This window comes from Schleiferilactobacillus perolens DSM 12744 (assembly GCF_001435585.1).
Lineage (GTDB): Bacteria > Bacillota > Bacilli > Lactobacillales > Lactobacillaceae > Schleiferilactobacillus > Schleiferilactobacillus perolens.
This window is the reverse complement of record NZ_AZEC01000001.1, coordinates 204,617-229,759: the sequence shown is the minus strand read 5'-3', so window position 1 is coordinate 229,759 and position 25,143 is coordinate 204,617. Positions and strand designations below refer to the sequence as shown.

Annotated in this window: 28 protein-coding genes; 4 read left to right on the top strand and 24 right to left on the bottom strand. The window is 49.1% G+C overall.

Features of this window, described 5'->3' with window-relative positions:
• Positions 1–36 precede the first annotated feature (36 nt).
• Positions 37–1,320 (top strand): MFS transporter, encoded by a 1,284-nt coding sequence (locus FD09_RS00970; RefSeq protein ID WP_057817352.1) that lies wholly within the window; start codon positions 37–39, stop codon positions 1,318–1,320.
• Positions 1,321–1,464: 144 nt separating this feature from the next.
• Here FD09_RS00970 and FD09_RS00965 read toward each other — a convergent pair whose 3' ends face one another.
• From FD09_RS00965 to FD09_RS00930, 8 genes are all read right to left on the bottom strand, one after another.
• Positions 1,465–1,794 carry a hypothetical protein gene (locus FD09_RS00965; protein WP_057817351.1) on the bottom strand — a complete coding sequence of 110 codons (330 nt, stop codon included), beginning with the start codon at positions 1,792–1,794 and terminating at the stop codon, positions 1,465–1,467.
• Positions 1,795–1,832: 38 nt separating this feature from the next.
• Positions 1,833–2,678: a PTS system mannose/fructose/sorbose family transporter subunit IID gene (locus FD09_RS00960; protein WP_057817350.1), complete on the bottom strand. Its 846-nt coding sequence runs from the start codon at positions 2,676–2,678 to the stop codon at positions 1,833–1,835.
• A gap of 2 nt (positions 2,679–2,680) precedes the next feature.
• A complete protein-coding gene (locus tag FD09_RS00955) occupies positions 2,681–3,553 on the bottom strand; it encodes a PTS mannose/fructose/sorbose/N-acetylgalactosamine transporter subunit IIC (protein ID WP_057817349.1) in 873 nt (290 codons plus the stop codon).
• Between the two features lie 47 nt (positions 3,554–3,600).
• On the bottom strand, positions 3,601–4,098 hold the full coding sequence (locus FD09_RS00950; RefSeq protein ID WP_057817347.1) for a PTS sugar transporter subunit IIB: 498 nt from the start codon (positions 4,096–4,098) through the stop codon (positions 3,601–3,603).
• Between the two features lie 14 nt (positions 4,099–4,112).
• Complete coding sequence (locus FD09_RS00945; protein WP_057817345.1) at positions 4,113–4,547, bottom strand: PTS sugar transporter subunit IIA; 435 nt, start codon at positions 4,545–4,547, stop codon at positions 4,113–4,115.
• Positions 4,548–5,120: 573 nt separating this feature from the next.
• Positions 5,121–5,867, bottom strand: coding sequence for a GntR family transcriptional regulator (locus FD09_RS00940; RefSeq protein WP_057817343.1), 747 nt, complete (start codon positions 5,865–5,867; stop codon positions 5,121–5,123).
• 25 nt (positions 5,868–5,892) lie between these two features.
• Positions 5,893–6,609 (bottom strand): deoxyribose-phosphate aldolase, encoded by a 717-nt coding sequence (gene deoC / locus FD09_RS00935; protein ID WP_057817340.1) that lies wholly within the window; start codon positions 6,607–6,609, stop codon positions 5,893–5,895.
• A gap of 179 nt (positions 6,610–6,788) precedes the next feature.
• Entirely contained in the window at positions 6,789–7,094 is a 306-nt protein-coding gene (locus FD09_RS00930) for a PTS sugar transporter subunit IIB (RefSeq protein ID WP_057817338.1), read from the bottom strand.
• Between the two features lie 151 nt (positions 7,095–7,245).
• Here FD09_RS00930 and FD09_RS00925 point away from each other — a divergent pair, with 151 nt between their 5' ends.
• The 3 genes from FD09_RS00925 (at position 7,246) to FD09_RS00915 (ending at position 9,670) form a co-directional block, all read left to right on the top strand.
• A complete protein-coding gene (locus FD09_RS00925; RefSeq protein ID WP_157053636.1) occupies positions 7,246–8,523 on the top strand; it encodes a PTS sugar transporter subunit IIC in 1,278 nt (425 codons plus the stop codon).
• A 137-nt stretch (positions 8,524–8,660) separates the two neighbouring features.
• The gene (locus FD09_RS00920; RefSeq protein ID WP_057817336.1) at positions 8,661–9,440 is read left to right on the top strand and encodes a ParA family protein; all 780 of its coding nucleotides are present in this window, start codon (positions 8,661–8,663) and stop codon (positions 9,438–9,440) included.
• A 5-nt stretch (positions 9,441–9,445) separates the two neighbouring features.
• Complete coding sequence (locus FD09_RS00915; protein WP_157053635.1) at positions 9,446–9,670, top strand: hypothetical protein; 225 nt, start codon at positions 9,446–9,448, stop codon at positions 9,668–9,670.
• Between the two features lie 79 nt (positions 9,671–9,749).
• On the opposite strand, the gene FD09_RS00910 is transcribed toward FD09_RS00915, so the two are convergent.
• From FD09_RS00910 to FD09_RS00840, 16 genes are all read right to left on the bottom strand, one after another.
• Positions 9,750–10,460: an HAD family hydrolase gene (locus FD09_RS00910; protein WP_057817331.1), complete on the bottom strand. Its 711-nt coding sequence runs from the start codon at positions 10,458–10,460 to the stop codon at positions 9,750–9,752.
• Positions 10,453–11,838, bottom strand: a complete 1,386-nt coding sequence (locus FD09_RS00905) for a CehA/McbA family metallohydrolase (RefSeq protein WP_057817329.1) — start codon at positions 11,836–11,838, stop codon at positions 10,453–10,455. The genes FD09_RS00910 and FD09_RS00905 overlap by 8 nt, the downstream gene beginning before the upstream one ends.
• 15 nt (positions 11,839–11,853) lie before the next feature.
• Positions 11,854–13,161 (bottom strand): extracellular solute-binding protein, encoded by a 1,308-nt coding sequence (locus tag FD09_RS00900; RefSeq protein ID WP_057817327.1) that lies wholly within the window; start codon positions 13,159–13,161, stop codon positions 11,854–11,856.
• Between the two features lie 18 nt (positions 13,162–13,179).
• The gene (locus tag FD09_RS00895; RefSeq protein ID WP_057817846.1) at positions 13,180–14,007 is read right to left on the bottom strand and encodes a carbohydrate ABC transporter permease; all 828 of its coding nucleotides are present in this window, start codon (positions 14,005–14,007) and stop codon (positions 13,180–13,182) included.
• Between the two features lie 77 nt (positions 14,008–14,084).
• Entirely contained in the window at positions 14,085–14,957 is an 873-nt protein-coding gene (locus tag FD09_RS00890) for a carbohydrate ABC transporter permease (RefSeq protein ID WP_057817325.1), read from the bottom strand.
• The gene (locus tag FD09_RS00885; RefSeq protein ID WP_057817323.1) at positions 14,948–16,015 is read right to left on the bottom strand and encodes an ABC transporter ATP-binding protein; all 1,068 of its coding nucleotides are present in this window, start codon (positions 16,013–16,015) and stop codon (positions 14,948–14,950) included. The genes FD09_RS00890 and FD09_RS00885 overlap by 10 nt, the downstream gene beginning before the upstream one ends.
• A gap of 287 nt (positions 16,016–16,302) precedes the next feature.
• The gene (locus FD09_RS16185; RefSeq protein ID WP_157053634.1) at positions 16,303–16,446 is read right to left on the bottom strand and encodes a hypothetical protein; all 144 of its coding nucleotides are present in this window, start codon (positions 16,444–16,446) and stop codon (positions 16,303–16,305) included.
• Positions 16,447–16,477: 31 nt separating this feature from the next.
• A complete protein-coding gene (locus FD09_RS00880) occupies positions 16,478–17,137 on the bottom strand; it encodes a nucleotidyl transferase AbiEii/AbiGii toxin family protein (RefSeq protein ID WP_057817322.1) in 660 nt (219 codons plus the stop codon).
• Positions 17,088–17,537: a hypothetical protein gene (locus tag FD09_RS00875; RefSeq protein ID WP_057817320.1), complete on the bottom strand. Its 450-nt coding sequence runs from the start codon at positions 17,535–17,537 to the stop codon at positions 17,088–17,090. The genes FD09_RS00880 and FD09_RS00875 overlap by 50 nt, the downstream gene beginning before the upstream one ends.
• A 265-nt stretch (positions 17,538–17,802) precedes the next feature.
• Entirely contained in the window at positions 17,803–18,138 is a 336-nt protein-coding gene (locus FD09_RS00870) for a hypothetical protein (protein ID WP_157053633.1), read from the bottom strand.
• A 97-nt stretch (positions 18,139–18,235) separates the two neighbouring features.
• Positions 18,236–18,598: a DUF1828 domain-containing protein gene (locus FD09_RS00865; RefSeq protein WP_057817316.1), complete on the bottom strand. Its 363-nt coding sequence runs from the start codon at positions 18,596–18,598 to the stop codon at positions 18,236–18,238.
• Between the two features lie 29 nt (positions 18,599–18,627).
• Complete coding sequence (locus FD09_RS00860) at positions 18,628–19,038, bottom strand: DUF1828 domain-containing protein (RefSeq protein WP_057817314.1); 411 nt, start codon at positions 19,036–19,038, stop codon at positions 18,628–18,630.
• Between the two features lie 239 nt (positions 19,039–19,277).
• Positions 19,278–20,834, bottom strand: coding sequence for a hydantoinase/oxoprolinase N-terminal domain-containing protein (locus tag FD09_RS00855; protein WP_057817312.1), 1,557 nt, complete (start codon positions 20,832–20,834; stop codon positions 19,278–19,280).
• The gene (locus FD09_RS00850; protein ID WP_057817310.1) at positions 20,831–21,949 is read right to left on the bottom strand and encodes a DUF917 domain-containing protein; all 1,119 of its coding nucleotides are present in this window, start codon (positions 21,947–21,949) and stop codon (positions 20,831–20,833) included. The genes FD09_RS00855 and FD09_RS00850 overlap by 4 nt, the downstream gene beginning before the upstream one ends.
• The gene (locus FD09_RS00845) at positions 21,949–23,313 is read right to left on the bottom strand and encodes a purine-cytosine permease family protein (RefSeq protein WP_057817308.1); all 1,365 of its coding nucleotides are present in this window, start codon (positions 23,311–23,313) and stop codon (positions 21,949–21,951) included. Before FD09_RS00845 ends, FD09_RS00850 begins: the two co-directional genes overlap by 1 nt.
• 238 nt (positions 23,314–23,551) lie before the next feature.
• Entirely contained in the window at positions 23,552–25,126 is a 1,575-nt protein-coding gene (locus FD09_RS00840) for a PucR family transcriptional regulator (RefSeq protein ID WP_057817307.1), read from the bottom strand.
• Positions 25,127–25,143: the final 17 nt, after the last annotated feature.

The window sequence follows — 25,143 nt, the reverse complement described above, 5'->3', positions numbered from 1 at the left end:
ATTGTATAGTCAACTACTGTGTCAGGGAGAGTAATTATGATGAAAATGAAAAATGATCCGTCATTCAAACAAATGATCACGCTGCTCAGTGTCAACTTCTTTGGGACGTTTGGCAGCGGGATGTTGTCGTTTGCCATTGGGCTGTATATCTTGCACCGCACTGGTTCTGCCCTGGGGATGGGCATCACACTGATGGTCGGCCCATTAGTCGCATTATTTTTGACGCCGGTTGTCGGCTACATTGTGGACACTCGGTCACACCGGGGCATCATGATTGCCGCACAAATTGGGACTAGCATCGGATTGCTGGCGTTTGCGCTGACGTTTATGCAATGGCCCCAGTATTATTATCAGGAACTGATCGGCCTGCTGATTATTCTAACGATCACTGACCGTTTCCTGAGTACGGCACTATCCGCTAGCCTAGTCACCCTGTTTCCCAGTCAGACGCTGCAACGGGTCAATTCGTTGAACCAGTCCGTCACTTCTCTGGCGCAACTCGTCAGCCCAATCATTGGTGCGGTCATTTATTCGTTCTTGTCGATCGCCACCTTTGCACTGGTGGAAATCATCTTTGAGCTGTTAACACTGGCTTGCATTCTGCGGCTCACCTTTGCCGTCGTACCCGCATCTCAGCCGGCAAAAGCGGCCTCTACCAGCCTCGATCCTGCTGCGAAGCAATCGTTATTCACTAACTTCGGCGATGGCCTGCATTACTTGAAGGGCAACCGCCTAATCCTGCTCTCCTGCCTGTTCGGCGCCGGTATCAACTTCCTATTTGCGGCGGTCAATGTCGGCCTGCCTTACATCCAAGTCACGCTGTTGAAGATGCCCAACACACTTTATGGCCTGACCGATTCTGGCTTTGCCGTGGGAATGATCCTAGGCGGTATCAGTTTGAGTATGATGACGCTGAAACACCACCCATTCCTGGTTTCCTTATGGGGGATCATGACCCTGGCGATCATCCTCATGTTCCTGGGAATCCCCGTCCAGCTGGGGTGGTCAATGACCGGCAATGTTCTCTTCTATGGCCTATTCAACGCCACGATTGGGATCGTCTTGGTCATGGTCAATACGCCGATCCAGACGATGATGCAGAAACTGGTACCACCGGCCATGCAAGGCCGAGTCTTCATGTTATCCGGCACAGTCTCTAGCTTGCTGATGCCGCTGGGTACACTAGTCTTCGGCGCCCTCTTTGACCGACTGGCTGCTTGGCTGATTTTGCTGATTGCCGGTGCAGGGACGTTGGTGCTTGTCCTGACCGCGATGATCTATGCGCAAAAGACACAGCTGCTAATTGAATATCCAGCATAACCCACTGAGCAACACCTGGCGATCACGTCCTGTCATATGTCTCAACACTTTCTAGTGAGCAATATCACCACAAAAAAAGACTAATTTCAAAGCAATATAACATTGCCACAGAATTAGTCTTAATTTGTTCAGCGCTGGTTAGCCTTAACCACGGGCCTTAGCCTTATGCAGCTTACGGGCACCTTGATGCAGATAGTCAATTTTCTTTTGATAGTCATTCACTACTGCTTTAATATTCTGCTGCCCTTTCCAGCCTGTATAACCAAATAGCAACATGCCGAGAGCACCAATCACAAACAAGACAATACCCAAAATGTTCAGCCACAAATTCTTCGCATGGAAGAAATAGATCAACACGATACCAATCCCACTTACCGCCGTACATAGTTGAAACCAATAACCCAGGTTTCGAAGCATGTGTTTTTGGTAAGCCACTTCATTTTCATAGCCCTTACGCATTTCGTCAATTGTCATCTGAATTAGTCCTTTCTATGCTGTCTGGCGCTTTCGTTTTAATAAGACAAACCAGGGTTGAAGAAGCCGAGTAAAACCCCGACTAAGGAAATTGCCACTAAGATCAGCATTGTCCAAATGGCTGATACGTGCCGCTTAGCCATCAACCACCAGCAGAAGAACGTGACTGCCACAGTGAGCAATCCTGGGAAAATACTGTCCAATTTACTTTGTAGGTTCAAGAAGACTTTGCCATTGGCACCACGCAAGCGCAGAGAAGTGGTGACATTCACCCATGATGCTAAGACACCACCAACGACCATACTACCAATAATACTGATGGCGTGACGAACAGCAGAACCTTGTTTACCAACCAAGAATCCAACGGCCTTATCACCGAGTGAATATCCCCGGAAATAAAGGAGTCGTTGACCAAAGTAAGCAATCAATACCCACACAATAATGTAGAAAATGGCGCCTACTGGCGAACCGCCGGAAGACATCCCTAGCGAAATCCCCAACAGGATGGGAATTAACGTCCCATCAATCAACGAGTCACCAATGCCGGCGATAGGGCCCATTAAACCGGCCCGCATATCGTTAATCGTACCACCATCAATGTCTTTCCCGTTGGCTCGGGCTTCTTCCATACTGGCTGTGATCCCAATGATTACAGTACCCAGCATTGGGTTGGTATTGAAGAAGGCAGTATAGGCGTGAATCGCATCCACTTGGTCATCGTGGTTGGGATACAACTTCTTAAGTATTGGCAGCATAGAAGACATATATCCGAATGTCTGCATATGTTCCTGTGAAAAGCAGGTCAACGCACCCCAAAACCACAGGTGAAATGAATGACTTAACGTTTTGTGGTCAAGTTTCTTGGTATTTTGCGTCTCTTCCATGATTAGATATCCTCCTCGTCATCATCATCACTGCCACTATTGCTCGCAGTCTGTGCCTGAGATGAGCCACTACCTGTACCAGTAGAACCAGTATTCATTTCAATCTCATACATGATAACGGCAAACAACAGTGAAATAATCGTCACTGACACCAGGTTCAAATGCAAAGAAGCGGCGAGTGTGAAACCAACTAAGAATGGGATAAAATCAGTGGGCCGGTTAACAATCTGCCGAAGCAAAATAGCAATCCCAACACATGGCAACATGCCGCCAACTGTGAACAGCGTCTTCATCGCAATACCATCCATCGGTAAGGCATTACGTAAAACGGTCACGGCAGTTGCCCCATAATACGTCAAAAACATTGTTGGTAAGAATGAGAATAGCGCATGGGAAATCCAAGGCCAGCCAAAATTAACCGCATAGAGCCGATCCAATTTGCCTTTTTGGACATCCTTCCAACCAAATGACTGCCAAACCAGATTCATTGTCGCGACGGCGTAATACAATACAGTCCCGACAGTACCAACTAAGGTCCCCACTGATTTGGCCAAATCTGCTGCAGAACTCCCCAACGGATTCAACCCACGAGCAGAAATAGCAACCATTGCCAGCGGAATACCAATATAAGAAATTGCACGAACATCAGCTGACACTGTGCCGCCTGGTGTCACCAACGCGATGTAAACCAACTGCATCGCGACACCACACGCAATACCAAGTGGAATGTTACCAAGGATAATACCGCAGACAAGACCACCAACTAACGGTCGCCCAATAGTGTAGTTGCCGACTGCTTGACCTGCCATACATGAGTTAGAACAAAGACATGCAAACAAGCCCAAAGCAGCGGCCTGTAGCCAACTTATTGTCATAACTAAGATCTCTTTCTTCTATTAAGATGATGTATAAATCCAATTAACTAATAACCAAACTTTGACTTAAAACGATCCCAATCGCCAATGTGCTGATCCGGCAGCAGTGCAAAATCAACTTTGTAGCCCGCCTTGGAAATAGCTTCAAAAGCGTCGCCCTCTGCCTGGGTAAAGGATTGATTATCCCCCAACTTGATTGCACCGGGCCGATCATTCCCTGGACCCACATTAACTGTCTTCACATCACTAGGTTTAAAGCCCCAGTCCACTAAGATTGTCTTCATATCTAGTGGGCTCTTGGTAATCAAAAAGTACCGTGTCTTGGAACTTAAAACACGATCCTTCACTTTATTGAAGTGATCCATCGTCCATACAAACGTCTTTTTGTCCTGTGCTGCCGCCTGATAGGCTTCTTTAAGAATCGGGTTATCAGCTGCCTTATCATTAACGGCAATAATACCATCAACCGGCATTTCCTTACCCCAACGGGTGGTAATCAAGCCATGAATCATACGGTCATCAATACGTACAAAAGTTACTGACATCGTTATCCACTCCCTTAAATATCGTCATCGTCAGAATCATCTGACTTGACAGTAAACTCTTTAATTGCCGCACGTGCCTCAGAAAGAATCTTTTCCTTCAATTCACTGGCATCATCGATCGTATCTTTTGATAGAAGCGCGGTCAGTGCCATCGGGAAATTCATTCCCCCTAAAACGATGCTGTGATCCAACATGTCGTGCTCGTTCAGCACATTGCATACTGTGGTCAGTGGGCTGCCACCGATCATATCTGCTAACACAACGAACTGACTATCTGCAGGCAAAGCCGCCACAGTCTGATCAAATCGCTTGCCAAGCGTTTCAACAGATTCGCCCGGCTTCAAGCCAACGACCAACACAGAATCCATTGCACCGCCAGCAAACATGGCCAGCGTGCTTTTCAACCCCTCAGAAAAGCCGCCATGACTCACAAGAAGCAAGTATTTCATCTCAAACCTCCGTTCCACCACATTGGTAAAAATGCAAGGCATGATTCGATCGACAATAAAGCCCTTACTTTTGAAGCTAAAAATAAAAGCGGCACCATCACTCAGTAACTCGCTAGCAGTCTAATACTAAATAAAAGAACACTAAAACTACCTTCAATTATAGAAGACTACAAGTGAAAATCTGAATGTTAGGACGAACAATATTTATCCTAAATGAACAATACCGCACAAGTATCCAAAATATCAAAAGCCTAATTGTGAAATCGAACTGCTTACATCAATTAATTATAGACACATCCAAATCCTTTGCAAGTCAATATTGATATTTATTGCGGGCTTATTATTGGTCTATACCAATAATAAGAAAGCGTCCCCATTTTATTCTCTCACATGTCGCGGCTACCCTGTGACTGCCAGCGTTTACCCCTCTCGACAATTCAGCGATATATTAATATATATCGCTGAATTGATAACACTAGTCGCGAGTATACATCTGGCCTTGGCCTGGATGAACCCACAAAAAAAGTCCACCTGTACCCTTTGATGGACTTTTGGCTCATATCACTCCGGTGATTAACTTCGCTGATTGATTTCAAATTGAAAGGAATTGATGTCTCCACGATATTTAGCGACGGAATATTCGAAAATTTCTCCGCTCACTGTCGCGCCCCATGTGTGAAAATAAAAGATCGGCGCATTGACAGCAATATGCAGCATCACACTTGTGGATTCATCAGCTGCCATCACCTCCAGCTTACGCCGGACCCGGACAATTTTGTGTTGGGCCTTAGCCAACTCGGTATATAGTGACTGCTGCGTAAAATCAACCTGACCCAACTTGGGTAATGGGCGAAATGGGACAAACGACGTCACCCACACTACCGGTTGCTCATTTGCGAACCGCAACCGCTCCAATCGGTACACTTTAGCGCCGTGATCTAATCCCAAAGCAGCTTGCACTTCAGCACTAGCCTGTTCGCTCCTAAAACTGAGTACTTGAGTGGCGGTGGTCAACCCCTTACTATTCATTTCCTTGTTATAACTCTCAATCACATGCGTGAATTCTTGCGAGATTTTTCTCGACGTCACGATTGTGCCCCGACGTTTACGCTTTTCCAGGTAGCCCTGATTGACCAATTCTTGCACTGCCTGACGAACTGTGGGTCGACTTACTTGAAAAAGAGCTGCCAATTCCACTTCTTTTGGAATTAAATGTCCCTCTTGAAATTCCCCGTTCTGAATTTTGCTGCGCAAAACCGCTTCTACTCTTTGATATTTATGTTGGTGGGAATCGGTGTGACTTCTGGCTGTCGTGACTATTGTGAGTCATCTCCAATCATCATAATTACCGGGCCAATTGAATGGTCTGTACCCCGTCAACTGCCATCCGTTTCTTTAATGCATTAACAATTTTAATACCTGAGCTGGTACCAATCCGATCAGCACCGGCTTCAATCATGGCCAGGAAATCATCCGAATTGCGAATGCCCCCAGCGGCCTTCACGTGGACTGCATCCCCCACGGTTTGCTTCATTAATTGGACATCCGCTACTGTTGCACCACCAGTACCAAAACCAGTTGAAGTCTTAATGAAATCGGGTTTGATTTGTTTGGCGATTTCAGCAGCGCGAACAATCTCCGTATGAGTCAAATAACAATTCTCAAAAATCACTTTGCAGAGTACATTAGCCTGGTGGCAAATTGTTACGATTCGACTCATTTCGTCCTCAATGTAGTCATTATTATTTTCCTTAAGCTCAGTGATGTTCAAGACGTAATCAATCTCATTGGCGCCATTCTCGATTGCATCTTTCGTCTCAAATTCTTTACCAGCGATCGAGACCTGACCCAGGGGAAAGGCGATCGCTGCGCCGGTATGAATATCCGTTCCCGCCAATTGTTTGGAACAAAACTGCGATTGAACCTGATTCACTGCCACCATTTTAAAGTGATATTCCTTGGCTTCATCGCAAAGCTTCTTCATATCAGCCTTTGTGGCGTCGGCATGTAAGTTAGTATGGTCAATTAGTTGGCAAAAATCATCGATTGAATATTCTTTCATTTTCGTTCCTCCAATATGTCATTACATATTGGAGTATGACACATTAGTTGTTCGTGTCAAGAGGTGGCAAAGGACTGGGCCGATGATTCACTTTCCGGCGGAATATGCGACAGCACAAAAAAGCAGTTTAACTTCTGCACAGGTTAAACTGCTTTTTCGACTGTCTGGATGACTTGCCATCATGCGTCTAGCAATTTAACAGCCGTTGCTAACACATTTTTCCCATTCATCGTGCCATAATCACGCATATCAATGACCGCCACTGGGACATCAGTCATTTTCTGAACCTTGGATTCAATATACCGCACTTGCGGACCTAAAAGAATCACGTCGGGATGTTTGTCAGCTAGTTCATCGGGAACTGCACTGGCTCCTGTCGCAAAAATCTTGTAGGTCACATTTTCTTTTTTGGCTGCCTCGTCCATCTTAGATACCAGCAGTGATGTGGACATGCCACCAGCACAAACCAGCATAATCGTTTTCATTGTTGCCGCCTCCTATTGATTGCGGTTACATTATATCCCTCACCAATATGCTTGTAAACCTAAAAATTATTTATAATTTTTTCTTGACAAGGTTTTGTAAGCGCATATAATGGGCTTTGTTGAGTGAAACGTTTGCAATTGGAGGTGCCTTATGCTGAATAAATTTATTGACTGGCTTCAAAAATATCTCAATCCGTTTGCGGATAAACTGAATTCGAATATCTATCTCAGTGCGGTCCGTGATGGCTTCTTTGGTGCCACGTCAATCTTGATCATCGGTTCCATTTTCCTGCTTTTTGCCAACTTGCCAATTCCTGGGTACACCGAATTTATGACTCGTCTTTTTGGTAGTGGTTGGTCAACATTTTTCAGTGTTCCTTATGATATGACCATGAACATCATGGTAATCTACGTGGTGGTCGGCATGGCCAAAAGCATGGCCCGCAGTTTGGATGTGGATGACATCCAGTCGATCATTCTCTCTTTTGTTGCCATCTTCATCCTGAATCCAGTCATTCTTGATAAGAGCAAAGCGGAAGGAATCCCTGTTGCTGCCATTGGCCCTAGCGGTATCTTTCTGAGTATTGTCGCCACATTGTTAACTGTTAAGCTGTTCAGTATTTTCATCAAAAAGGGATGGCGAATCCAAATGCCATCCAGTGTGCCAGATATGGTCAGCAACTCATTTACCGCCCTACTGCCGGGTGCGGTCATCATGATCATTGCGGTGTCGATTCGCATGTTGTTCGCCCTGACCCAGTTTGGTACTTTTCAGGGTTTTGTCTTGAAACTGATTCAAACACCACTATTGAAAATTGGGTCTTCCTACGGTGCAACAATCGTCGTCGAGTTCTTAGAGGCCTTGATCTTCACCTTCGGCTTACATGGTCCGAGCATCATTAATTCTGTGATGCAGCCAATTTGGCTAACCCTTACTGCTCAAAACCAAGCCGCATTTCAAGCTGGCAAGTCTTTGCCGCATATCATGAACTTGCAGTTCGATGCCAACTACATTAAGCTTGGCGGCACCGGAACTACCATTGGTTTGGCCATCCTTTGTACATACTTCGCCCATTCCAAACAGTTGCGGACACTGGGTAAACTGGCCTTTGCTCCTAGTATCTTCAATATTAATGAACCACTGATCTTTGGTTTACCGATTGTATTGAACCCGATCCTCATGATTCCCTTTGCGTTATCACCGATCGTCTTTGCCAGTCTGAGTTGGGCAGTGACTGCGGTTGGCTGGGTGCCAATCGCTAATGGGACAAATATTCCGTTCACCACGCCACCAATCATTGCCGGATTCCTAATCTCCGGTTGGCAAGGAGCAGTCTGGAATATCGTTGAAATTTTCTTATCTATTGCCTGGTATTACCCATTCTTCAGAATTTTCGACCGCGATACCCAGAAGTTAGATACAGATTAGCGTTAAAAGCTTGGCGGCAGCCCATATGGTTACCGCCTTTTGCGTATTGCGCCAGATATCCAGAACATTGTGATCTGGGTAATAATGATAGAATAGATGACGTAACGAGGACTAAGACATTGTAAGGAGATACGTTGGTGGAACAAAAAGTCATTTTACACTTTGATCTAAAGGCCGGATCCGGTAAATCAACCATGGCGGCACTTGAGACCTATTTACTCGCCCGGATGAAAGAGCGTGTTTTACTGATTGATTTAGATCCAAGCGCTGTTTCAACCCATGCAATTCAAAAGACATTTTCGATTGCTAACGACACCTCTAAAAATGTTTTCCAGGGACTGAAAGATGGCGATCTCAATTCTCAAGTTCTTGATGTTCAAGAAAACTTAGCTATTATTCCCGGTAGTTTGCGAACAAATTTATGGTCGCCAATTGTCACTGCGGCAAACGATGACGATGCCGGACGAATATTGACCAATTTAATCGCGAATATTCATCGGAAATTTTCATATATTCTGCTTGATGTGCCCGCTCGGTGGGATATATTATCCATGAACGCATTAATCGCCAGTAATTTTGTCTTCTTGCTTTTAGAAAATCAAAAGTCTTCCTTTTCTCTTTTTTCAGAAGCTGCGCACCACCTCGCTGATTTTCGTGAAGCGTCTGATGCGTCATTTACTGTGTCAGGCATCGTCCCACTCCTCTCGCGTGGCAGCCTAACTCAACCAGACAATCAAAGATTTTTAACAGATGCCCGAGCTAGTTTTGGTCAAGCCGTATTGCACAATGTCATCTGGAACCAGGAACGAATTAAGGTATTTACCGATGAAGGTATTAGTGCTAAAGCAGCTTGGGATCAGCGGGCTTTGGACATGTATCAGCGGGTTTTAAATGAAGAACTGACACGAATTGGGTGAAAACAATGGCTAAAGATTACTTGCAGCAAATATTAACTGGGTTGGAAAAGTCGGATGACTTTGAAAGCAGCGTTTTTCAGCCTAAAACCGAAAAGACACATCCCGTCCAAGTTCGGGAATCGACTTATAATACGCTCAAGAAACTTTCGTTTGAGCAGGGTATTAAAATTGTTGATTTAGTCGATATCATGCTGCAATATGCGCTGGACTCGCACGAATTTGATAAATAGATGCAAAGCCTTTCTCCCGTCCGCAAAAAAATAGGCACCCGTCTCTCATCGGCCGGATGCCTATTCCCGTCATGTGCAATTACTTGGAGGAACTCTCTTGGAACACAGTCAGATACGGCACATCCATCACCGTGGGATAAACATAAGGTGTCGCCAACTCCGTCCTCGTTCCCACTCCGGACAACACTCCGATTCCCGCCCGGGCATGTTGCGCTAACGCCATATCCACCGGTGAATCTCCCACCACCAACACATCAGTGGGATGCAGGTTTTGTTCTCGACAAAAGGCGTATAACAATGCCGGATCGGGCTTGCTGGGATACTGGTCGGGGGTAGCGATGAAGTCCACCTGGCTCAACGCCTGGGCATGGGTTAAGGACAACCGCGCGGCATCCAGACTATCACTCGTGGCGACTCCCACCGCAAAACCGTCTTGCTGCAAACCAGCAAACAAGTCCGCTAAGGGCCCCAATGGTTTTAAATCTGACAAATGGTGCTGCAGGAACCGCAGAAAGAAGCTGGCCACGAACTGTTCTGCTGATTCTAAACTGCCATGAAACAGTCGATGCTGGACTAGCACTAGGGCAATATCCGCGTTGGTGCCATCCGCCAGCGGCGAATTCGACCGCACGCGGCCGTCATCGTTGACCCCGAGATCAAGCTGGAACTGGCCAGGCTGCTTCACCAATTGTAATTCCGGCGCTTGGAGAAAGTCGGCAATGGCCTTGCCCCACAGTGATTGAAAGTCAAACAGCGTCCCATCTTTGTCGAACAAAACACCCTTACGCACCCGCCGCCACCTCGGTGAAGGTGGTCACGTCCGGCGTCTTCGTGCCCCAATACACAGGCGTCAAAGTGGCCACCAATACATCGGCCTCATCCCGGACATCTGCCCGCAACCAGTGATAGCCTGAAGCCACATCCAATTCATAAGTGCTGGCCGGCCCTTTCTCTGATTTTACGATCTGCCCGTCCAACAACCATTGAATCGTGTAGTCGGTGGTCAAATCGGTGGGTAAAGCCAGTGCAAAATGATGCACCGTGGCGGCTAATTGTTGCCCAGGCAACAAGTCCGCCTGATCCGGGGAAGTGAATACTGGGCGGCCGATACGGGAGACCATGGTCGCCCCTTTTTTGACCTGGGCCACCACATTCTCCCGAGTCAATGCCGGAACATAGACAAAAGTTCCGGGATCACCCAACAGCGACGGCCGGGTGCTGCCCTCGTATGTTTCTGTCGGCAGCATGTGGCTGTCAGACCCGCCGATCCCGGCAATCCGCCAGCCGTGACTCCAGAGCTGGCTCCAGAAGGCCAACGCCTTGTCAGTGGCGCGCACATTATCTGCATAAGTGGGATCATTCAGTATCTCAATTGCGCCCAACACTCGCAACGGCAACGGAAGCGACCAAGACCAGGGACCCAGAAACGGGTGGTTGATGGATAACAAATTGTGTTCCCCCAACTGGGTAAGAAAGGCGACGGCCCCATCTGCCATGTTTAACTGCACGTAGCTGGCAGCGGTGTAAGGCCGGTCAGTGAGGCCCAACACATTGGCGTGGCCAAAGGGCGTGGTCACTTCACTACCGGCAAAAGTACTGATGGCGCTCCCCTTGGGCCAAGAACCCGTTACCACATTGTGGTCGGTGGCCACAAAGAAATCCAAGTGCTGCTTTTTCGCACTTTCAATATTTTGACTGCGCGTCATTTTGCCATCGCTATAAATCGTGTGGGTGTGAAAATCGCCTTTCACCCACCCCTGCTTGTCCAATCGCTGAGCCGGATCGACTAGCACATCCCGATCACTATCTGGGTCCCGCCGCACCAGTTCACTGGTCTGGCTCATGGTCATCGTGAGATGTTCGGTATTGGCATTTTCGCCGCTGACGAAATACACCAGGCGCCAATGACCAGTGAGATCAGCCTGGAGTGTCACCGTGGGAGAAGTCGTTGGGATCGTTTGGCCGATCAATACCACCCGCTCGGTTTGGCGATGGGTCAGCAGAGTTTGGCCCACTGTCTGCTCGTTGTGGACGAATGACACTTCCACCCAATCGCTTTGTTGGCTGACCAATGTCAGCGCAACTTGACGAACCGCCCCACTGACATCAAACTCGAAGACACCGTAACCTTGACGGCACTTTAGATCATACTTGGTTGCTTGTAACATGCGCATCGACCCTCCTTACTTTTGCACGGCATCTAGCGCCGCTTGGGCTTGTTTGGCAGCGGCTTTCAAGACAGTCGCCGCTGGTTTGTTTTGCAGTTCCACCTGGTCAGCCGCATTTTTCAAAATATCCGTAATCTTGCCCTTAGTGGGGTCGATGAACTCCGGGGAGGCGTGTTTCGCCTGTTCAAAGGCTACGTTTTGGTACGGGTGCGTGCTGACGTACTTCTTGTAATCCGGATCATTGTTGGTGGACTGGCGCACCGGAACGTAACCGACTTTCATCGACCACTGACCCTGCACCTTTTTACTCAAGAAGTAAGAAATCCACTTGAAAGCGGCTTGGGCTTGAGCATCGGTGTCCGTCTTCGGTAGCGCCATGCTCAGCGCACCGGCTTCCGGTTTAGCCTCGTGACCGTTCATCCCGGGTTGTTCCGCAGCATCAATGTAGGAGAAATCCAAGTTGGCCTTGTCGCCTGATGAACCGGTATAGCTGCCGGCCTGGCTGTGCATCACGGCATCAATAGTCTTGTACCAGTAAGCCCAGCCTTGACCGCCGGAAATGATCGCCATATTCTTGGTGTCCCAAATCTGCTTGCGGGCAAATTCCCATGCGCTGATCCAGGCCTGGCTATCGATCGCGACCTTCTTACCATCCTTGCTCAAGTAAGAACCGCCGTTGCTCAAGGCCATATCTTCTAAGTTGTCCGGTCCCCACATGATCATGTGGCCGTTCTGAGTACCGGCCTTTTGCTTAATGGTCGCAGCCGCCTCAGCGACATTTTCCCAGGTGGCGTATGCGGACTTGGCGCTTACGCCGGCTTTTTCTAATACCTTCTTGTTATAGTAAATGATTTGGGTGGTGCCGTATGCCGGAACACCGTAATAATGGCCATCGACCTTATTATCTTTGGTGAACACCGGCAGCAAGTCGGACGCGTTGAAGCTCTTGGCCTGCACGTCAGCCGTCAAATCGCGCAAAACACCTTTACTGCCGCCGTAGTTTTGCACCACGCCGGGGTCCGTTAAAAACACCGCGGGCGCCTTTTTAGCGGCTAAGCCCGCCTGGACCTTTTGCCGAGTGGTATCGTAATCTGGCTGCTGAACCCCTTTGACCGTGACTTGATTCTGGGATTTATTGAAGTCGCTAATGATTGACTCCATTTCTTTCCCCGCATCCGACCCTAAGCCGTACCAAAATTCGATCTGCACCTTCTTGGTCGATTGGGCGGCGGTTTGCTTGCCGCAGCCGCTGAGTAATACCATGGCGGCCGCGCTGACTGCCACTAAACCAGCGGCCCAACGCCGCCAATGTCCATGTTGCATTGAAATAACCTCCTCAGATTATCCTTTCACACTCGCTGTCTGCACCGAGTGGACAAAATACCGTTGTAAAATTACATAGACCACGATCAATGGAATCACGGCCAGCGCAGTGCCGGCCATGACGATAGGAAATGATTTTTCAAACGACCCTAACGAATTGGAAAATTGGTTCAGCCCCACGGAAATTACCATGTTGTGCTTGTCATTGAGGATTAGTGATGGCCAAAGATAGTCGTTAAAGCTGCCCACGAAGCTGATCAAGGCGGCGTTGAGCAAGGTGTTGCGATTCATCGGCACCACAATGCGCCACAGAATCGACCACTCGCTGGCACCGTCCGACCGGGCCGCTTCAATCACTTCTTTAGGGACTTTGAGAAAAGCCTGCCGGAGCAGTAAAATTGAAAAGACATTAGCCAGATTGGAAATGACCAGACCCCAGAGCGAGTTGAGCAAATTCAGCTTGCCCAAAATCACGTAACTGGGAATGTACGTCGTCGCCGACGGCAGCATGTACGTGCCCAGAATGATGGCGAACAAACCGCGGCGGCCAAAGAATTCGAACTGGGTCAAGGCGTAAGCCACCATGCTGGCAAAGAGCAACTGCAGTACCACAATGATCGTGGTCGTCCAGGTGCTGTTCCATAGATAGGTGAGAAATGGTGCCGCCGCAAGTGCGTTGGCAAAGTTCTCCCAGTGGAAAGCAGTGGGAATCAGACGCAGCGAATCGCTGAAGACATCGCTGGTGGATTTCACCGAACTAACCAGCATCCAAATCATCGGGTAAACCATCAGCACACCGCACAGCAGCAAGATCGTGAAGATGACCAGCCGCTGGATACGTTCCATGTGTTTCAAATATGTCCCTCCTTTAAATATGTGCTGAAAAATGTGCTGCCATCACCTCCCTTCCTGTGTGAACATCATCAGTAATACACGTGATGCCGCGACAGGCGGATGGCAATGAACGACAGGATCGCCGCCACCACCAGAATAACGATAGACAATGCGGTGGCACTACCCATTTGAAATTGTTTGAAGCCTAACTCGTAATACAAATAAAGCAATGTGCGCGTCGCTCCGGCGGGACCGCCCTGGGTCAACACCGTGATTTGATCGTAGGCCTGGAGGCAGTCCAGGATTTCGACGATGAATAAAAATAGTGTCGTCGGTGAGACCAGTGGAATCAGTACGTGGGTGATCTTTTGCCAGATGGATAAAGACTCCACATCCGCCGCTTCAAACAAACTGCGGGGAATCTTGGAGATGGCATCACCGTAAAACAAGGCCGCCCACCCGACATTTTTCCAAATCGTCACAATGATGATCGTCCACATGGCGGCCTGGGGGTTGCTGAGCCATTGGGGTGCGGGCAAATGCAGCGCGTGGAGCACCTGGTTAAGGGGGCCGATTTGGCTGTTGAAAATCCAGGACCAGACGATCGCCATGCCGATCATGGGTGTCACCCACGGAGCAAAGAGCAGTGACTGAATGAATTTGTACGTATACTTCAAGCGGTTCAGCAAGACAGCCAGAAGGAAGCCGATGACAATGATCGGGATCACGCTGAAGACTGTGTAATACAATGTGTGGCCCACGGCGGCCTGGAAGTCGTGGCTGCTGAGTAATTGGGTGTAGTTGTTCAGGCCCACATAATGAAAAGTCGGGCTGATATAGTCCCAGTCGGTGAAGCTGAGCCAGATCGATACCAACAAAGGAAAAATCCAGAACACGGCCAACGGAATCAGCGGGATCGCCAGGAAGAGAAGCAACGTCCATTTGTTCGGTTTTATTGCCATGTTGCTTCCTCCAACCGTTGCGTCGTTTGTGGATCGTAGAAGTTGCTGATGTGCCGATTGAAGTGCAGGCCCACGGATTGACCTTGATGGTAATGAGTGTGGCTGCTGTCGCGAAAAACAATCGGTTGCGCGCCTAGCGTGCCGTGAACGTATTGATCGGCGCCCATATTTTCGACAACATCCACAGTCATTGCAATCGGTGAGTCGAAGGTAGGGGAAATATCTTCGGGGCGTAAACCGATAATGAGGTCGGTTTGATCAGCGGGTACCTTACTAATATTGAGCGGTTGGCCTGCTAGGCAGAATTCGCCATCCTGACGGGAAGCCTGGAGGAGATTCATCGGCGGAATCCCAATGAAGGACGCCACAAAAGTATTGGCCGGATGGGTATAGATTTCATCCGCAGTCCCAGTCTGTTGGATCACTCCTTCATACAGAACAATGATCCGGTCGGCCATCGTCATCGCTTCCGTCTGGTCGTGGGTGACGTACACCGTCGTCGCCTGCATTTGCCGGTGCAGCTTCGTGAGTTCCACCCGCATCGTGGCCCGCAGCTTAGCGTCCAGGTTGGATAAGGGTTCATCCATCAAATAGATTTTGGAATCCCGGACGATTGCCCGACCCAATGCCACCCGCTGCATCTGGCCGCCGGAGAGGTCAGCGGGATATTTGTCGAGATACGCTGTTAAATCCAGCATTTCGGCAGCGTTTTGCACCTTTTCTTTAATGACGGCCTTCTTTGCTCCCCGCATCTTCAGACCAAAACCGATATTTTTAGCTACAGTCATGTGGGGATACAACGCATAATTTTGAAACACCATCGCGATATTCCTCTTCTTGGCGGGAACATCGTTTTCCAGTTTGTCTGCAATATAGATTTCGCCGCCGCTAACCTGTTCTAAGCCGGCCATGATACGCAACAAGGTGGACTTGCCGCAACCAGAGGGGCCGACGATGACAGTGAAGTCACCTTCTTGGATGGATAAGTTCAAGTCGTTGAATATGGTTTCGCCCTTGTCGTATTGTTTGCGGACGTGTTTGAGTTCGATGATAGCCAAGATGATTCCCTCGTTTTCATTGATCTGGTGAACGAGGTTAATGATACGGTTGGAATATATATTTTTCGCTGGGATTCTGTAACTGTTGTGAATCAAGATGGTAACGGGGGAGTTTACGTGGGGAAAAGCGGGTTAAAGAAAATATGCCATAAAGGGCCTAATCACAACGTTTGGGGACGGTTGCACGTTGTATCAATTAGACTGCGTCAATCAAAAATAGCGCCACAGACATTGTCCGTGACGCCAAGTAGGTTTTTTCAGCTAATGTAAATTGTGCGACTGTTCTGTCAGTTCCAAACCTTATCGTCGTTTAACCAATCAGCCAGTTCCTGCGCATTGTGGATTTTCTTCTTCGGCAAATCCACCAGTTCTTCCGCCAATTGTTTCACAGCGATTTCTCGTGCAGACATGGTGGTTTTTGAATCAGCCATATTGTTTCACTCTTGGTAGTAGTTTTTCTTTTCAGTCTCTGGTTCTACGGTTTGTGTCACCAACCAAACCTAATCGATCGTAAATGCCAGGAAAATTATTAGTCATTTGGTCCACCAGTTCCTCAGGGATCAAAACATCTTGCTGGGTTTTCACGTCATAATCAAGCCGTTCTAATCCATGATAGGAAAACGCATCTGCAATTGTCGCCTTGGTATGTTTACTAACATCATCCCAATGGTGGGTCAGTATAAAGATCAAATCGTACAAATCTCGTATCCTGTTCCGGCTCTGGTAAGCGTTGTTCTTCATTATCGCCAACGCATCGAGATTGTAGACGCTGATGCCGTTGATTTTATTGATGGTTGTTGGATCTGTGTACTTTCTACGGTACACTGTCTCAATCCCCAATCGGTCGTTGCCGTTCTGCAGTACAAATTGTTTCACGGTATCGGTATCTTGGACTATGTGGTAATCAATCCCTCGATTTTGCGCAAAGCGACTAACATAATTCCTGATTGCCACCCCATGACCATCCAAGTTGACATCTTCCGAAAACCGGTCCAGGCCGTAGCAGACCATGAGCGCTGTGCCACCCCTGAGGACATATTGAGCATCCTGATCATTGACATACACCAGAAAATCACGAATGAGGTCCTTGTGTCGCCTTTGTTGCGGCGTGAGTGCGATCATCTTTGTAGTCCTCCCACTGCATGAAATACTCGCTACCCATAAATTTATCGATTTGCAGCCAATTTGTAGTGTGCCGCAACTGCCATACTTTATCGGACACTTCTGGCGTCAATGCATCATTGCAAATAAAATCGTCACGCATTCCGCCTGCCAAGTCAAGCTGCCCCGCAACCAGCATATCTAACAAGGCGCGAATGTGGTTAGCCACATTGTAGAACGTATTCCCTGGTGCATGAGGAACATTGGCATTACGGCGGATGCCATAATCACCGTAGATACTGTTGCTTGAATTGAACAGAGGAATACGGGTCCAGTCCAACGCACCCCAATGCCAATCACCAGTAGTTTGTTCTGCTGGATCCGGGATGTTCAGGGCGTAAAGCCCAGAGATGTATTTCATGCAGATCCTTCCTTTCGGTTGCATGTGTGTAAATTCCGGTTACAACCGTCCACCAACCGAGTTCAATCTGAAAGGTTGTAAATTTGATGTACCTTCGTCAGTAATGCCCGTAGTAATTCATCGCTAACGTGACCGACAATTTTTCCGTGTCTTTTTACCGAGTCATATCTGATGATTACCTACCAGTTAAATATATTGCCCTGAATGGGACTGTCCAGTCCATTACGAACGCCGAACTGCGACACTCGTTTGAACGGGACCATTGCTATAGTTCCTTTCCAGCGCGTTTCTCGTCACTATAATTCAGACCATGATCCAACGCTTCACGAAAATCGCAATGGTCATATTCACCGTCCAACCAAGGGTTTTCGTCTCCCTGAGACTGTGGTTTCGGCTTATAAACAATTGTCCCATCTGGAAAGACAATCGTGTTGTACTGAATGCCATCCCTGATTTTAACCGTTCTCGGTACCGGTAAACTGATTGAATTACCTACTTTCTGCGTCTTGACCTTCCCAGCGAAAACACCCTCCGCTGGATCTAAATTACCGATTATCTGATATGTATTTTTGTTTCTCATTCCATACACAGTTCCTTTCATGCACACGAAATACACATCATCAACATTAGTGTATGTGCAATGTCGACTACTTGGTTGGCTGTCATTGAACAAGCACCCCGAATTACTAAAAGTGGCGTTACCACAACTCATTGATTTTCCGAATGACTTGTATCATTTTTCCCGCTAAAAGTGCCACTTGCTTATTAGTACCCACAATACCCAAAACACCATCCGCACTCAAAAAGAGTTGATGCTGACTGGCAATGTTCTGATAGTGTTGAGCAAGCTCATGGTAGTCGTACTCGGGATGTTGCATGGTCAAGTCAAGGATCGTATTGCCGTCATCCGTCAGATAAATCTGTCCGTTGGTGAGTGGGACAACAAAAAAACGAATATTGTCACCGAGAGGGTCGGTGAAAGGTGTTGTGATTTCATCAATATGTGCAGATCGGTCCCTATAGTATGGATCCGGAATCCATTCTTCATTTTCGAGTCCCATACAGGTTTTCTCCTTGTTTTGTGTCAGAGTTATTCATCAAAATTGGCCATCATGGACATGTCATTAATAAAAATAATAGTCTGCAGAAAACGATTGACTAACTCAGAGAACTGCTCCAGATTTCCTTGGATGGTCAGCTCGCTGTCTGTTAATTGCACCCCCGACGAATGCAATTTATTTATCAATAGCTTCTGGCGCTTTAGGTACCCTTCAAAAGATACACCGCGCTCAGCCAAAGTCTCCAGTGTCCAGCTATCATCGGATAAAATAATTTGAACAGGCGGCACCTCGTCTACGATAGCGTAAATAATAATGCCATCACCACCAGCATCAACAAAACTGGTTTCGATACGGACGATTCCGTCGTCAATCTGCTTAAAAATGGTATTATCTTGGAGCCATTTCAGATGGCTATCGCGGAGTGCATTGGCATCAATCATTGGTTTTGTCCTTTCTTAGTGTACCCAGTATACGCCATTGAATATTTGAAGTGCGTAGCGGTGCCTGCTTAGGCTGAGTGAAAATATCGTACGCCATACATATCAATTTCCTTCTCAAAAATATTTATTCCCTTATTGGGTTGATTATAGCATCCAGGGGAACAAATGTTCAATGGTTTGGCAAAAAAAGAGAGCACGGAAAAATGCGCTCTCAAAGAGTCTTCTCTGCAATTCGTCAGTTACTTCAACTGCCCCACAGCCCGGACCTTCACCCGAGTCGTATCCCCCGGTGCATAGGCCAGCGGAATCTCTTCCACGTCCACCACCTGGGTCGACTCTGGAATCGCCCCCGCAGTAGCCGCTTGGCGTTCGGCCAAGGCGGTGGCATCGGCAATCGCTTTAGCGCGATCGACATTAGCGTATTGGTACAACTTCTCGTATTGGCCACCCACTTGCGCAATCGTGGCGCCAATGGCATTGGCCACGCCGCCGTGGGAGTCTGTGTACGTGTGGGCGGTGCCGGTTAGTTGGCCGTGGACGATGATCATCCCGCCGCCGACTAGGATCAGATCCACATCTTCGGCGCTGGGTTTCATTTTATCAATGGCTTCTTCCAGCATCCGGCGAATCTCCGCCGCCGCTTTTTGCACCAAGTCATCGTCTAAATCGGTGACCAAACTGGGGTCACCTAACGCTGCATTACCCAATCGGACCGCAATATCGGTGGCTGTGAGGACATCACCGCCAAAGCAGCGGGCCTGTTCGGTGATGCGGTAGCCGACACTATCCGGACCCACAGTGACAGAACCATCTGCGTGTTGCCGGACAATACTGCCGCCGCCCAGGCCGATGGACAAAATATCGGGCATCCGGAAGTTGGTCTGAACACCACCGACTTCAACCCCTTTGCTGGATTCGCGGGGGAAATTATTCACCAGCACCCCGATATCAGAGGTTGTCCCGCCGATGTCCAGCACCAGCGCATTCTTCTTCTGAGCCAGGTAAGCCGCCCCGCGGATACTGTTGGTGGGGCCGCTGCCGATGGTTAAGATCGGATACTGCGCGGCAAAGTCCAGGGACATCACGGTACCGTCATTTTGACACAGATAGACCGTGGCATCGTTGACACCGCGTTGACGCAAGGCTTCGGAAAAGCCGCGGGTCACCCGCTGAATGACTTTATACAGAGCCGCGTTCAAGATGGTCGCATTTTCTCGCGGAATCAACCCAATGGAGCCAATCGTGGCGGACAAAGAGACCGGAATATCGGCACCCAGAGTCTCCTGCGCGATTGCGGCGACGTGTTCTTCCTGATCCTTATTCAGGGCAGAAAAGACGCCGACCACGGCCAACGCGTCCACCTTGCCCTGCCAACCAGTTAAGACCTCGCGCAGTTCGTCATCATCCATGATGGTCAATGTCTGCCCATCATATTCGTATCCGCCATGGACCAAAGCGTACTGTCCGGAAAGAATCTGAACAATATCGTCCGGCCACTCCGTATAAGGAGGAATCGCCACGGTGGCGGGGTAACCCAGCCGAATGACACCGACTCGGGCCAACTCCTTACGTTCCACAATGGCATTGGTTGCCTGGGTGGTCCCGAGCATCGCCCAATGAATGTCTGCGGGGGCAATGCCGCTTTCAGCCAATACCCCGGCAATGGCATGATCGATCCCCGATTCAATATCTGCCGTCGTGTGGGTCTTGATACTGGCAACGACGGTTTGCTGCTCGTCCAAAATCACCGCATCCGTATTCGTACCGCCCACGTCGATACCTAACCGATATTTCATTTCACCGCCTCCACCGTCTGACTCCGAAACGCCTTGACCCGATCTTCCACGGGTTCATAGTCCAAATCGTACTTAAAGTACCGCGGCCCCACACTCTTGATGCCGGCTGGGGTGCGCCATTTCGGGTTGCACGGAATCCCCAGCACAAACACCCGTTTGCCATAGTGCAGCATTTCATTCGTGACTGGCATCAACGTCTCCGTATCCACCAGGGCAATGATATCCGGGGCAGTGGCCAGCACTGTGTCCTCTCGTTTAAAGACAATATTTTCGTTTTGAAATTCCAGCTGGCCCGTGTGGCCCTGGTCTTCATCGAGACCGTTGAAAATGACGGTGCCGAAGTTGAAACCACCCTTGGTGACATGCCGAATATCCGTAATTTTGGCCGTCATCATATGGTAGCCATGGGTCACCTGCAATAAGTCCTGCAAAGCATCCGCCACTGTGGGATATTGACTGACAGCACTCAGGAGCGTCCCAATCTTTTCACACAGCGTCATGATGCCGGTCACGCCGTCTTCGCGCAGTGCTTTGCCAGTGGTCGTATCACTGGCCGATTGGGCTGTGGCCCCCATTTGCACCGTAATCGCCCGAGCAAACTTCTCGGCATCGTGGGGATCGTCGGTGTTGATGATCACCGAATTGCCTTTTTCATCTGCCATCACGATGGGGCAAATCTTATGTCCCGCCAAAACCAGCGTGGACATCTGCAGTTCGGGAAAGGCCCGGCCCATGCCGTCCGCATCCACCACGGGCAGGTGCATCTGGGCGCCGACCACCAGCGGCATCATGGAATTAATACCGCCGGCTTCAATGGGGAAGACAGCCGTGATCGGCTTGCCCAACAAATCTTCCAGTTTTTTCATTGCCAGTTTAAATTCGCTGCCGTTGGGAAATTTCTCCAGGGTGACGGCGGGTGCGCCGATGCCGGATGGGGAACTAACCACCGCATCATCCGGTACCTCGCTGGGATCCAGCAATGTCACAGGACCGAATTGGCGGACCGCACTGATGGCCATGAGTTTGCCAATGAACGGGTTGCCGCCGCCCCCGGCACCCATCAGCGCGGCGCCCGTCGCAATATGTTGAATGGCGGGAATATCAAGTTTGCGCATTACGCATCATCCTCCTCTTTCTCCGGTGCCGTTTCTGTAATCACTGTTTCCTGAGGCTGCTTGTCAAAAATCTTCATGCCGATGAAATACACCAACCCAGAGACCACCAGGACGTTCAAGGATGAAATACCCCAATTGACGAAGAAGCCCACCGCACTGCCGACGACCCAAGCGACAATCGTCACGGGGTGAAAGACTTCCGATTTTTCAGGCAATTCACCCTTCGCGCGGCTTTCGTCCAATTGTTTCCGGGACCGCTTCAGGACCCAATAATCGATAAACATAATGGACGCAATTGGCGGAAAGACGACACCGAGGATGTTCAGGAAGCCGCTGAATTGATCGATTAAGCCGATCACAGAAAGAAAAGTGCCCAACACGCCGGCGACGATGGTGATCATGCCCCGATTCAAGTTCCAGTGGAAGACCTGCTTAAAGAAGTTGGCAAAATCCAAGGTGGCCGAATACAGATTCAAATCATTGACTTTCACGCTGGAGAAAATAACCAGCAAAATACCGAACCCGCCGGTCAGCTGATAAATAATCGGCATGATCTGCTGGCTGCCCACCGCATGGGCCATTAGGACGCCCAGAACGTTCACGCCCAACTCACCGATCAAGGTACCGACAACGGAAACCATGAACACATCTTTCGCATTATGGTTGAACCGATTCAGATCGGGCATGATGATCGCGCCAATAATGAAGTTCCCGGTGACCATCGTGACTGCTGCACTCATGGTCAGCGCTGTACCCGGCGCTGCCATAGTAATCAAGGCGGTCATCGTGTGGCCCTTCAACATGTTATACGTGGCCAAGCCGATGACGATAATGAAAGCCGGTACGGAAATGTTGGACGTCCAACTAAGGCCTTTGAAACCAAACAATACCGACGCAGTGACCACTAATCCAGTAATGGTGGCGACGAGCGCAAAGTTAATGTGGCCACCGAGCAAGGAAATGATTCCTTGAGCGAAGATCGAGTTTTGAATCCCAAACCAGCCGATCAGGCTAATGGCAAAGGTCAGACCAACAATCGCTGACCCCAACGTACCAAAGCCGGCCCACTTGGACAAAAGACTGGTAGATAGGCCTTCTCGCTGGCCCGCAACGCCTAAGCCAAAGGCAATGAACTCCAGCAAGGTGGAACCCAGCGTCGTGGCAATAATGGCGTCCCAAAAGGGCATGCCGTAGCCCAGCTCGGCACCCAGCATGAACTGGCTCAGCGCCACAAAGCCGCCGATTTGCACCATCAAAACTTTCCACATGGGGGTCTTGCCTTCAGCCGGGACCCGGGAAAGGGAATAATCATCTGTCATGGTGCTCATTTTTTCCTTTTCAGACACAGGGACATTCGCTGCCATAAAACCATCTCCAGTTTTGGTTAATGATACCGATACTCATTTGAATGAGAACTATAATGTTAAAAAGCATCAAGATGCCATCAATCAGTTATCAGTATTTAATTGTTGACCAGCTTACCGCGGCACTGAGTCGGCGTCTATGTTTTTCCAGCCAAAAAAAGACCATTGAATTTGTCGTAATGGACAAACATAATGGTCACTTCTCATTATTTAATTGCGCGGTGGATGAGTCAGAAACTCACTGTTTGGCATAATACGCCAGCCGCAGGACACCGCATAATTCATATAACGCCCACGAATCCGGCATTTGGCCCACGGGAAAACCAAAACGACCAGCCAGTTTATTCAGCCGGTATTTGACGGTATTGGGATGCACGTATAAGAACGCCGCTGTGGCCGCTGCGTTCTGGTGCGTATCCAGCAAATAGGTGGTTAAGGTCTGCAATAGTTCAGTCTGTTCCCGCTGATTGAACAAGCTTAACCAACGATTCAGATACGCACTAATATTCTGTTCCCCAGCGGACAGTTTCTCCCGCGCCGTCTTAGCCAGACGAAGATTACCCAATGTGAGCACCGGTTGCCGGTAAAAAATCACTGCCGCATCGCTCGCCGCTTCCTGGGTCAGCTGCACTGCTTCCCGCACCAATGCCGGGGTGGTCACATCTTGACAGCGCACCGGCACCGCGGCTTGCCAGTCATGACATTGAGCGGCCAGCGCATTACCCCATTTTTCCCACGTGATCGGGTCCAAATCACCGCTGGGCACGATAAACAGCATGCCATTATACCGTTCACAGATCGCAATGGGCGCATACTTTTCCGACAGTGCCGCGAGTTTAGTCTGATGGGCATGGCGCTCCAATCCTTGGAAGTTTGGAATCAGCCACATATGGTGGATTTGACTCAAATCCAGGTGGTAATACTCGCCCAAGTGACGCATCCGGATCGGTTCATCCTCCATCACCGCCGCCAGCAATGCCACTTTGTTCACCGGCCCGGCCTCGTGACCCCACAGATCCAGCGCAATCTGAATGGCTTCAATAATCTGGCTGCGGGTATACACATTCATCCGCCGCCCGTCGATTAACAACAGCAACCGAATCATGCCCCACTGTTTCGTATCACTGACGGTTTCCCAGTCGATGATCCGGTCATCCGTAATCGGTTGGTGCTGTTGTTCCGCCGCGGCAAACCGGTCCCAGTCTTCCTGCCGCTCGGCCGGCCAGGCAGCACTTTGCAGCAACTGATAGTCCCGGTCCAGCAAGGCAATACTGCAATGCAATCGATCGGACAACATGCGTAGAACCGTATCCACCGAATGCAGCGTATCCGGCAGTTTGGTCACCCGCTTCAACATATCAATGGCAAAGACCGGGTTATTGATCCGATCTAGAAAGACTTCCTGCATAATGTCGGAGATTACGCTGCTGTATGCCAGGCTTTTATCCTTCGGCGGCATCATGATGAGCACGTAACCCACCGCATTGGCCGTTTCAATCAGTTGCGGATCCACTTTCGGCATCAACAACCCCACATAAAAGAGGATCATGCCCGTATCACCGTAATGCGCCATTTGCCGAATATTCGCGCATTGCGCGGCCACATCATTGGCGACACTGGCAAACGCCGTCAAGACCAACTCGTCGCCCAAGTATTTAATCTTATTGCTCAAGTCTTTTTGCATCGGGGTAGGATCAGAATATTCCAGCACCGAGACGGCCGTGACCGGCTTGGCCAGACCAGCGGAGTCTGTCAGTAGGACCGCACCGCGCATGGAGGGGAGTCTGAGCACATCTTTGATTGTGACGGTCATGACAGCACTTCCTTTTT

Coding starts and splice junctions, on each gene's coding strand:
- FD09_RS00875 (WP_057817320.1), bottom strand. CDS start 17,537: ATGAAATACATCTCTGGGCTTTACGCCCTGAACATCCCGGATCCAGCA.
- FD09_RS00900 (WP_057817327.1), bottom strand. CDS start 13,161: ATGCAACATGGACATTGGCGGCGTTGGGCCGCTGGTTTAGTGGCAGTC.
- FD09_RS00895 (WP_057817846.1), bottom strand. CDS start 14,007: ATGGAACGTATCCAGCGGCTGGTCATCTTCACGATCTTGCTGCTGTGC.
- FD09_RS00860 (WP_057817314.1), bottom strand. CDS start 19,038: ATGATTGATGCCAATGCACTCCGCGATAGCCATCTGAAATGGCTCCAA.
- FD09_RS00965 (WP_057817351.1), bottom strand. CDS start 1,794: ATGACAATTGACGAAATGCGTAAGGGCTATGAAAATGAAGTGGCTTAC.
- FD09_RS00905 (WP_057817329.1), bottom strand. CDS start 11,838: ATGTTACAAGCAACCAAGTATGATCTAAAGTGCCGTCAAGGTTACGGT.
- FD09_RS00845 (WP_057817308.1), bottom strand. CDS start 23,313: ATGGCAGCGAATGTCCCTGTGTCTGAAAAGGAAAAAATGAGCACCATG.
- FD09_RS00880 (WP_057817322.1), bottom strand. CDS start 17,137: ATGATCGCACTCACGCCGCAACAAAGGCGACACAAGGACCTCATTCGT.
- FD09_RS00955 (WP_057817349.1), bottom strand. CDS start 3,553: ATGACAATAAGTTGGCTACAGGCCGCTGCTTTGGGCTTGTTTGCATGT.
- FD09_RS00925 (WP_157053636.1), top strand. CDS start 7,246: ATGCTGAATAAATTTATTGACTGGCTTCAAAAATATCTCAATCCGTTT.
- FD09_RS16185 (WP_157053634.1), bottom strand. CDS start 16,446: ATGGCTGATTCAAAAACCACCATGTCTGCACGAGAAATCGCTGTGAAA.
- FD09_RS00870 (WP_157053633.1), bottom strand. CDS start 18,138: ATGAAAGGAACTGTGTATGGAATGAGAAACAAAAATACATATCAGATA.
- FD09_RS00970 (WP_057817352.1), top strand. CDS start 37: ATGATGAAAATGAAAAATGATCCGTCATTCAAACAAATGATCACGCTG.
- FD09_RS00855 (WP_057817312.1), bottom strand. CDS start 20,834: ATGAAATATCGGTTAGGTATCGACGTGGGCGGTACGAATACGGATGCG.
- FD09_RS00865 (WP_057817316.1), bottom strand. CDS start 18,598: ATGGGACTCGAAAATGAAGAATGGATTCCGGATCCATACTATAGGGAC.
- FD09_RS00930 (WP_057817338.1), bottom strand. CDS start 7,094: ATGAAAACGATTATGCTGGTTTGTGCTGGTGGCATGTCCACATCACTG.
- FD09_RS00840 (WP_057817307.1), bottom strand. CDS start 25,126: ATGACCGTCACAATCAAAGATGTGCTCAGACTCCCCTCCATGCGCGGT.
- FD09_RS00915 (WP_157053635.1), top strand. CDS start 9,446: ATGGCTAAAGATTACTTGCAGCAAATATTAACTGGGTTGGAAAAGTCG.
- FD09_RS00950 (WP_057817347.1), bottom strand. CDS start 4,098: ATGTCAGTAACTTTTGTACGTATTGATGACCGTATGATTCATGGCTTG.
- deoC (WP_057817340.1), bottom strand. CDS start 6,609: ATGAAAGAATATTCAATCGATGATTTTTGCCAACTAATTGACCATACT.
- FD09_RS00960 (WP_057817350.1), bottom strand. CDS start 2,678: ATGGAAGAGACGCAAAATACCAAGAAACTTGACCACAAAACGTTAAGT.
- FD09_RS00890 (WP_057817325.1), bottom strand. CDS start 14,957: ATGGCAATAAAACCGAACAAATGGACGTTGCTTCTCTTCCTGGCGATC.
- FD09_RS00850 (WP_057817310.1), bottom strand. CDS start 21,949: ATGCGCAAACTTGATATTCCCGCCATTCAACATATTGCGACGGGCGCC.
- FD09_RS00945 (WP_057817345.1), bottom strand. CDS start 4,547: ATGAAATACTTGCTTCTTGTGAGTCATGGCGGCTTTTCTGAGGGGTTG.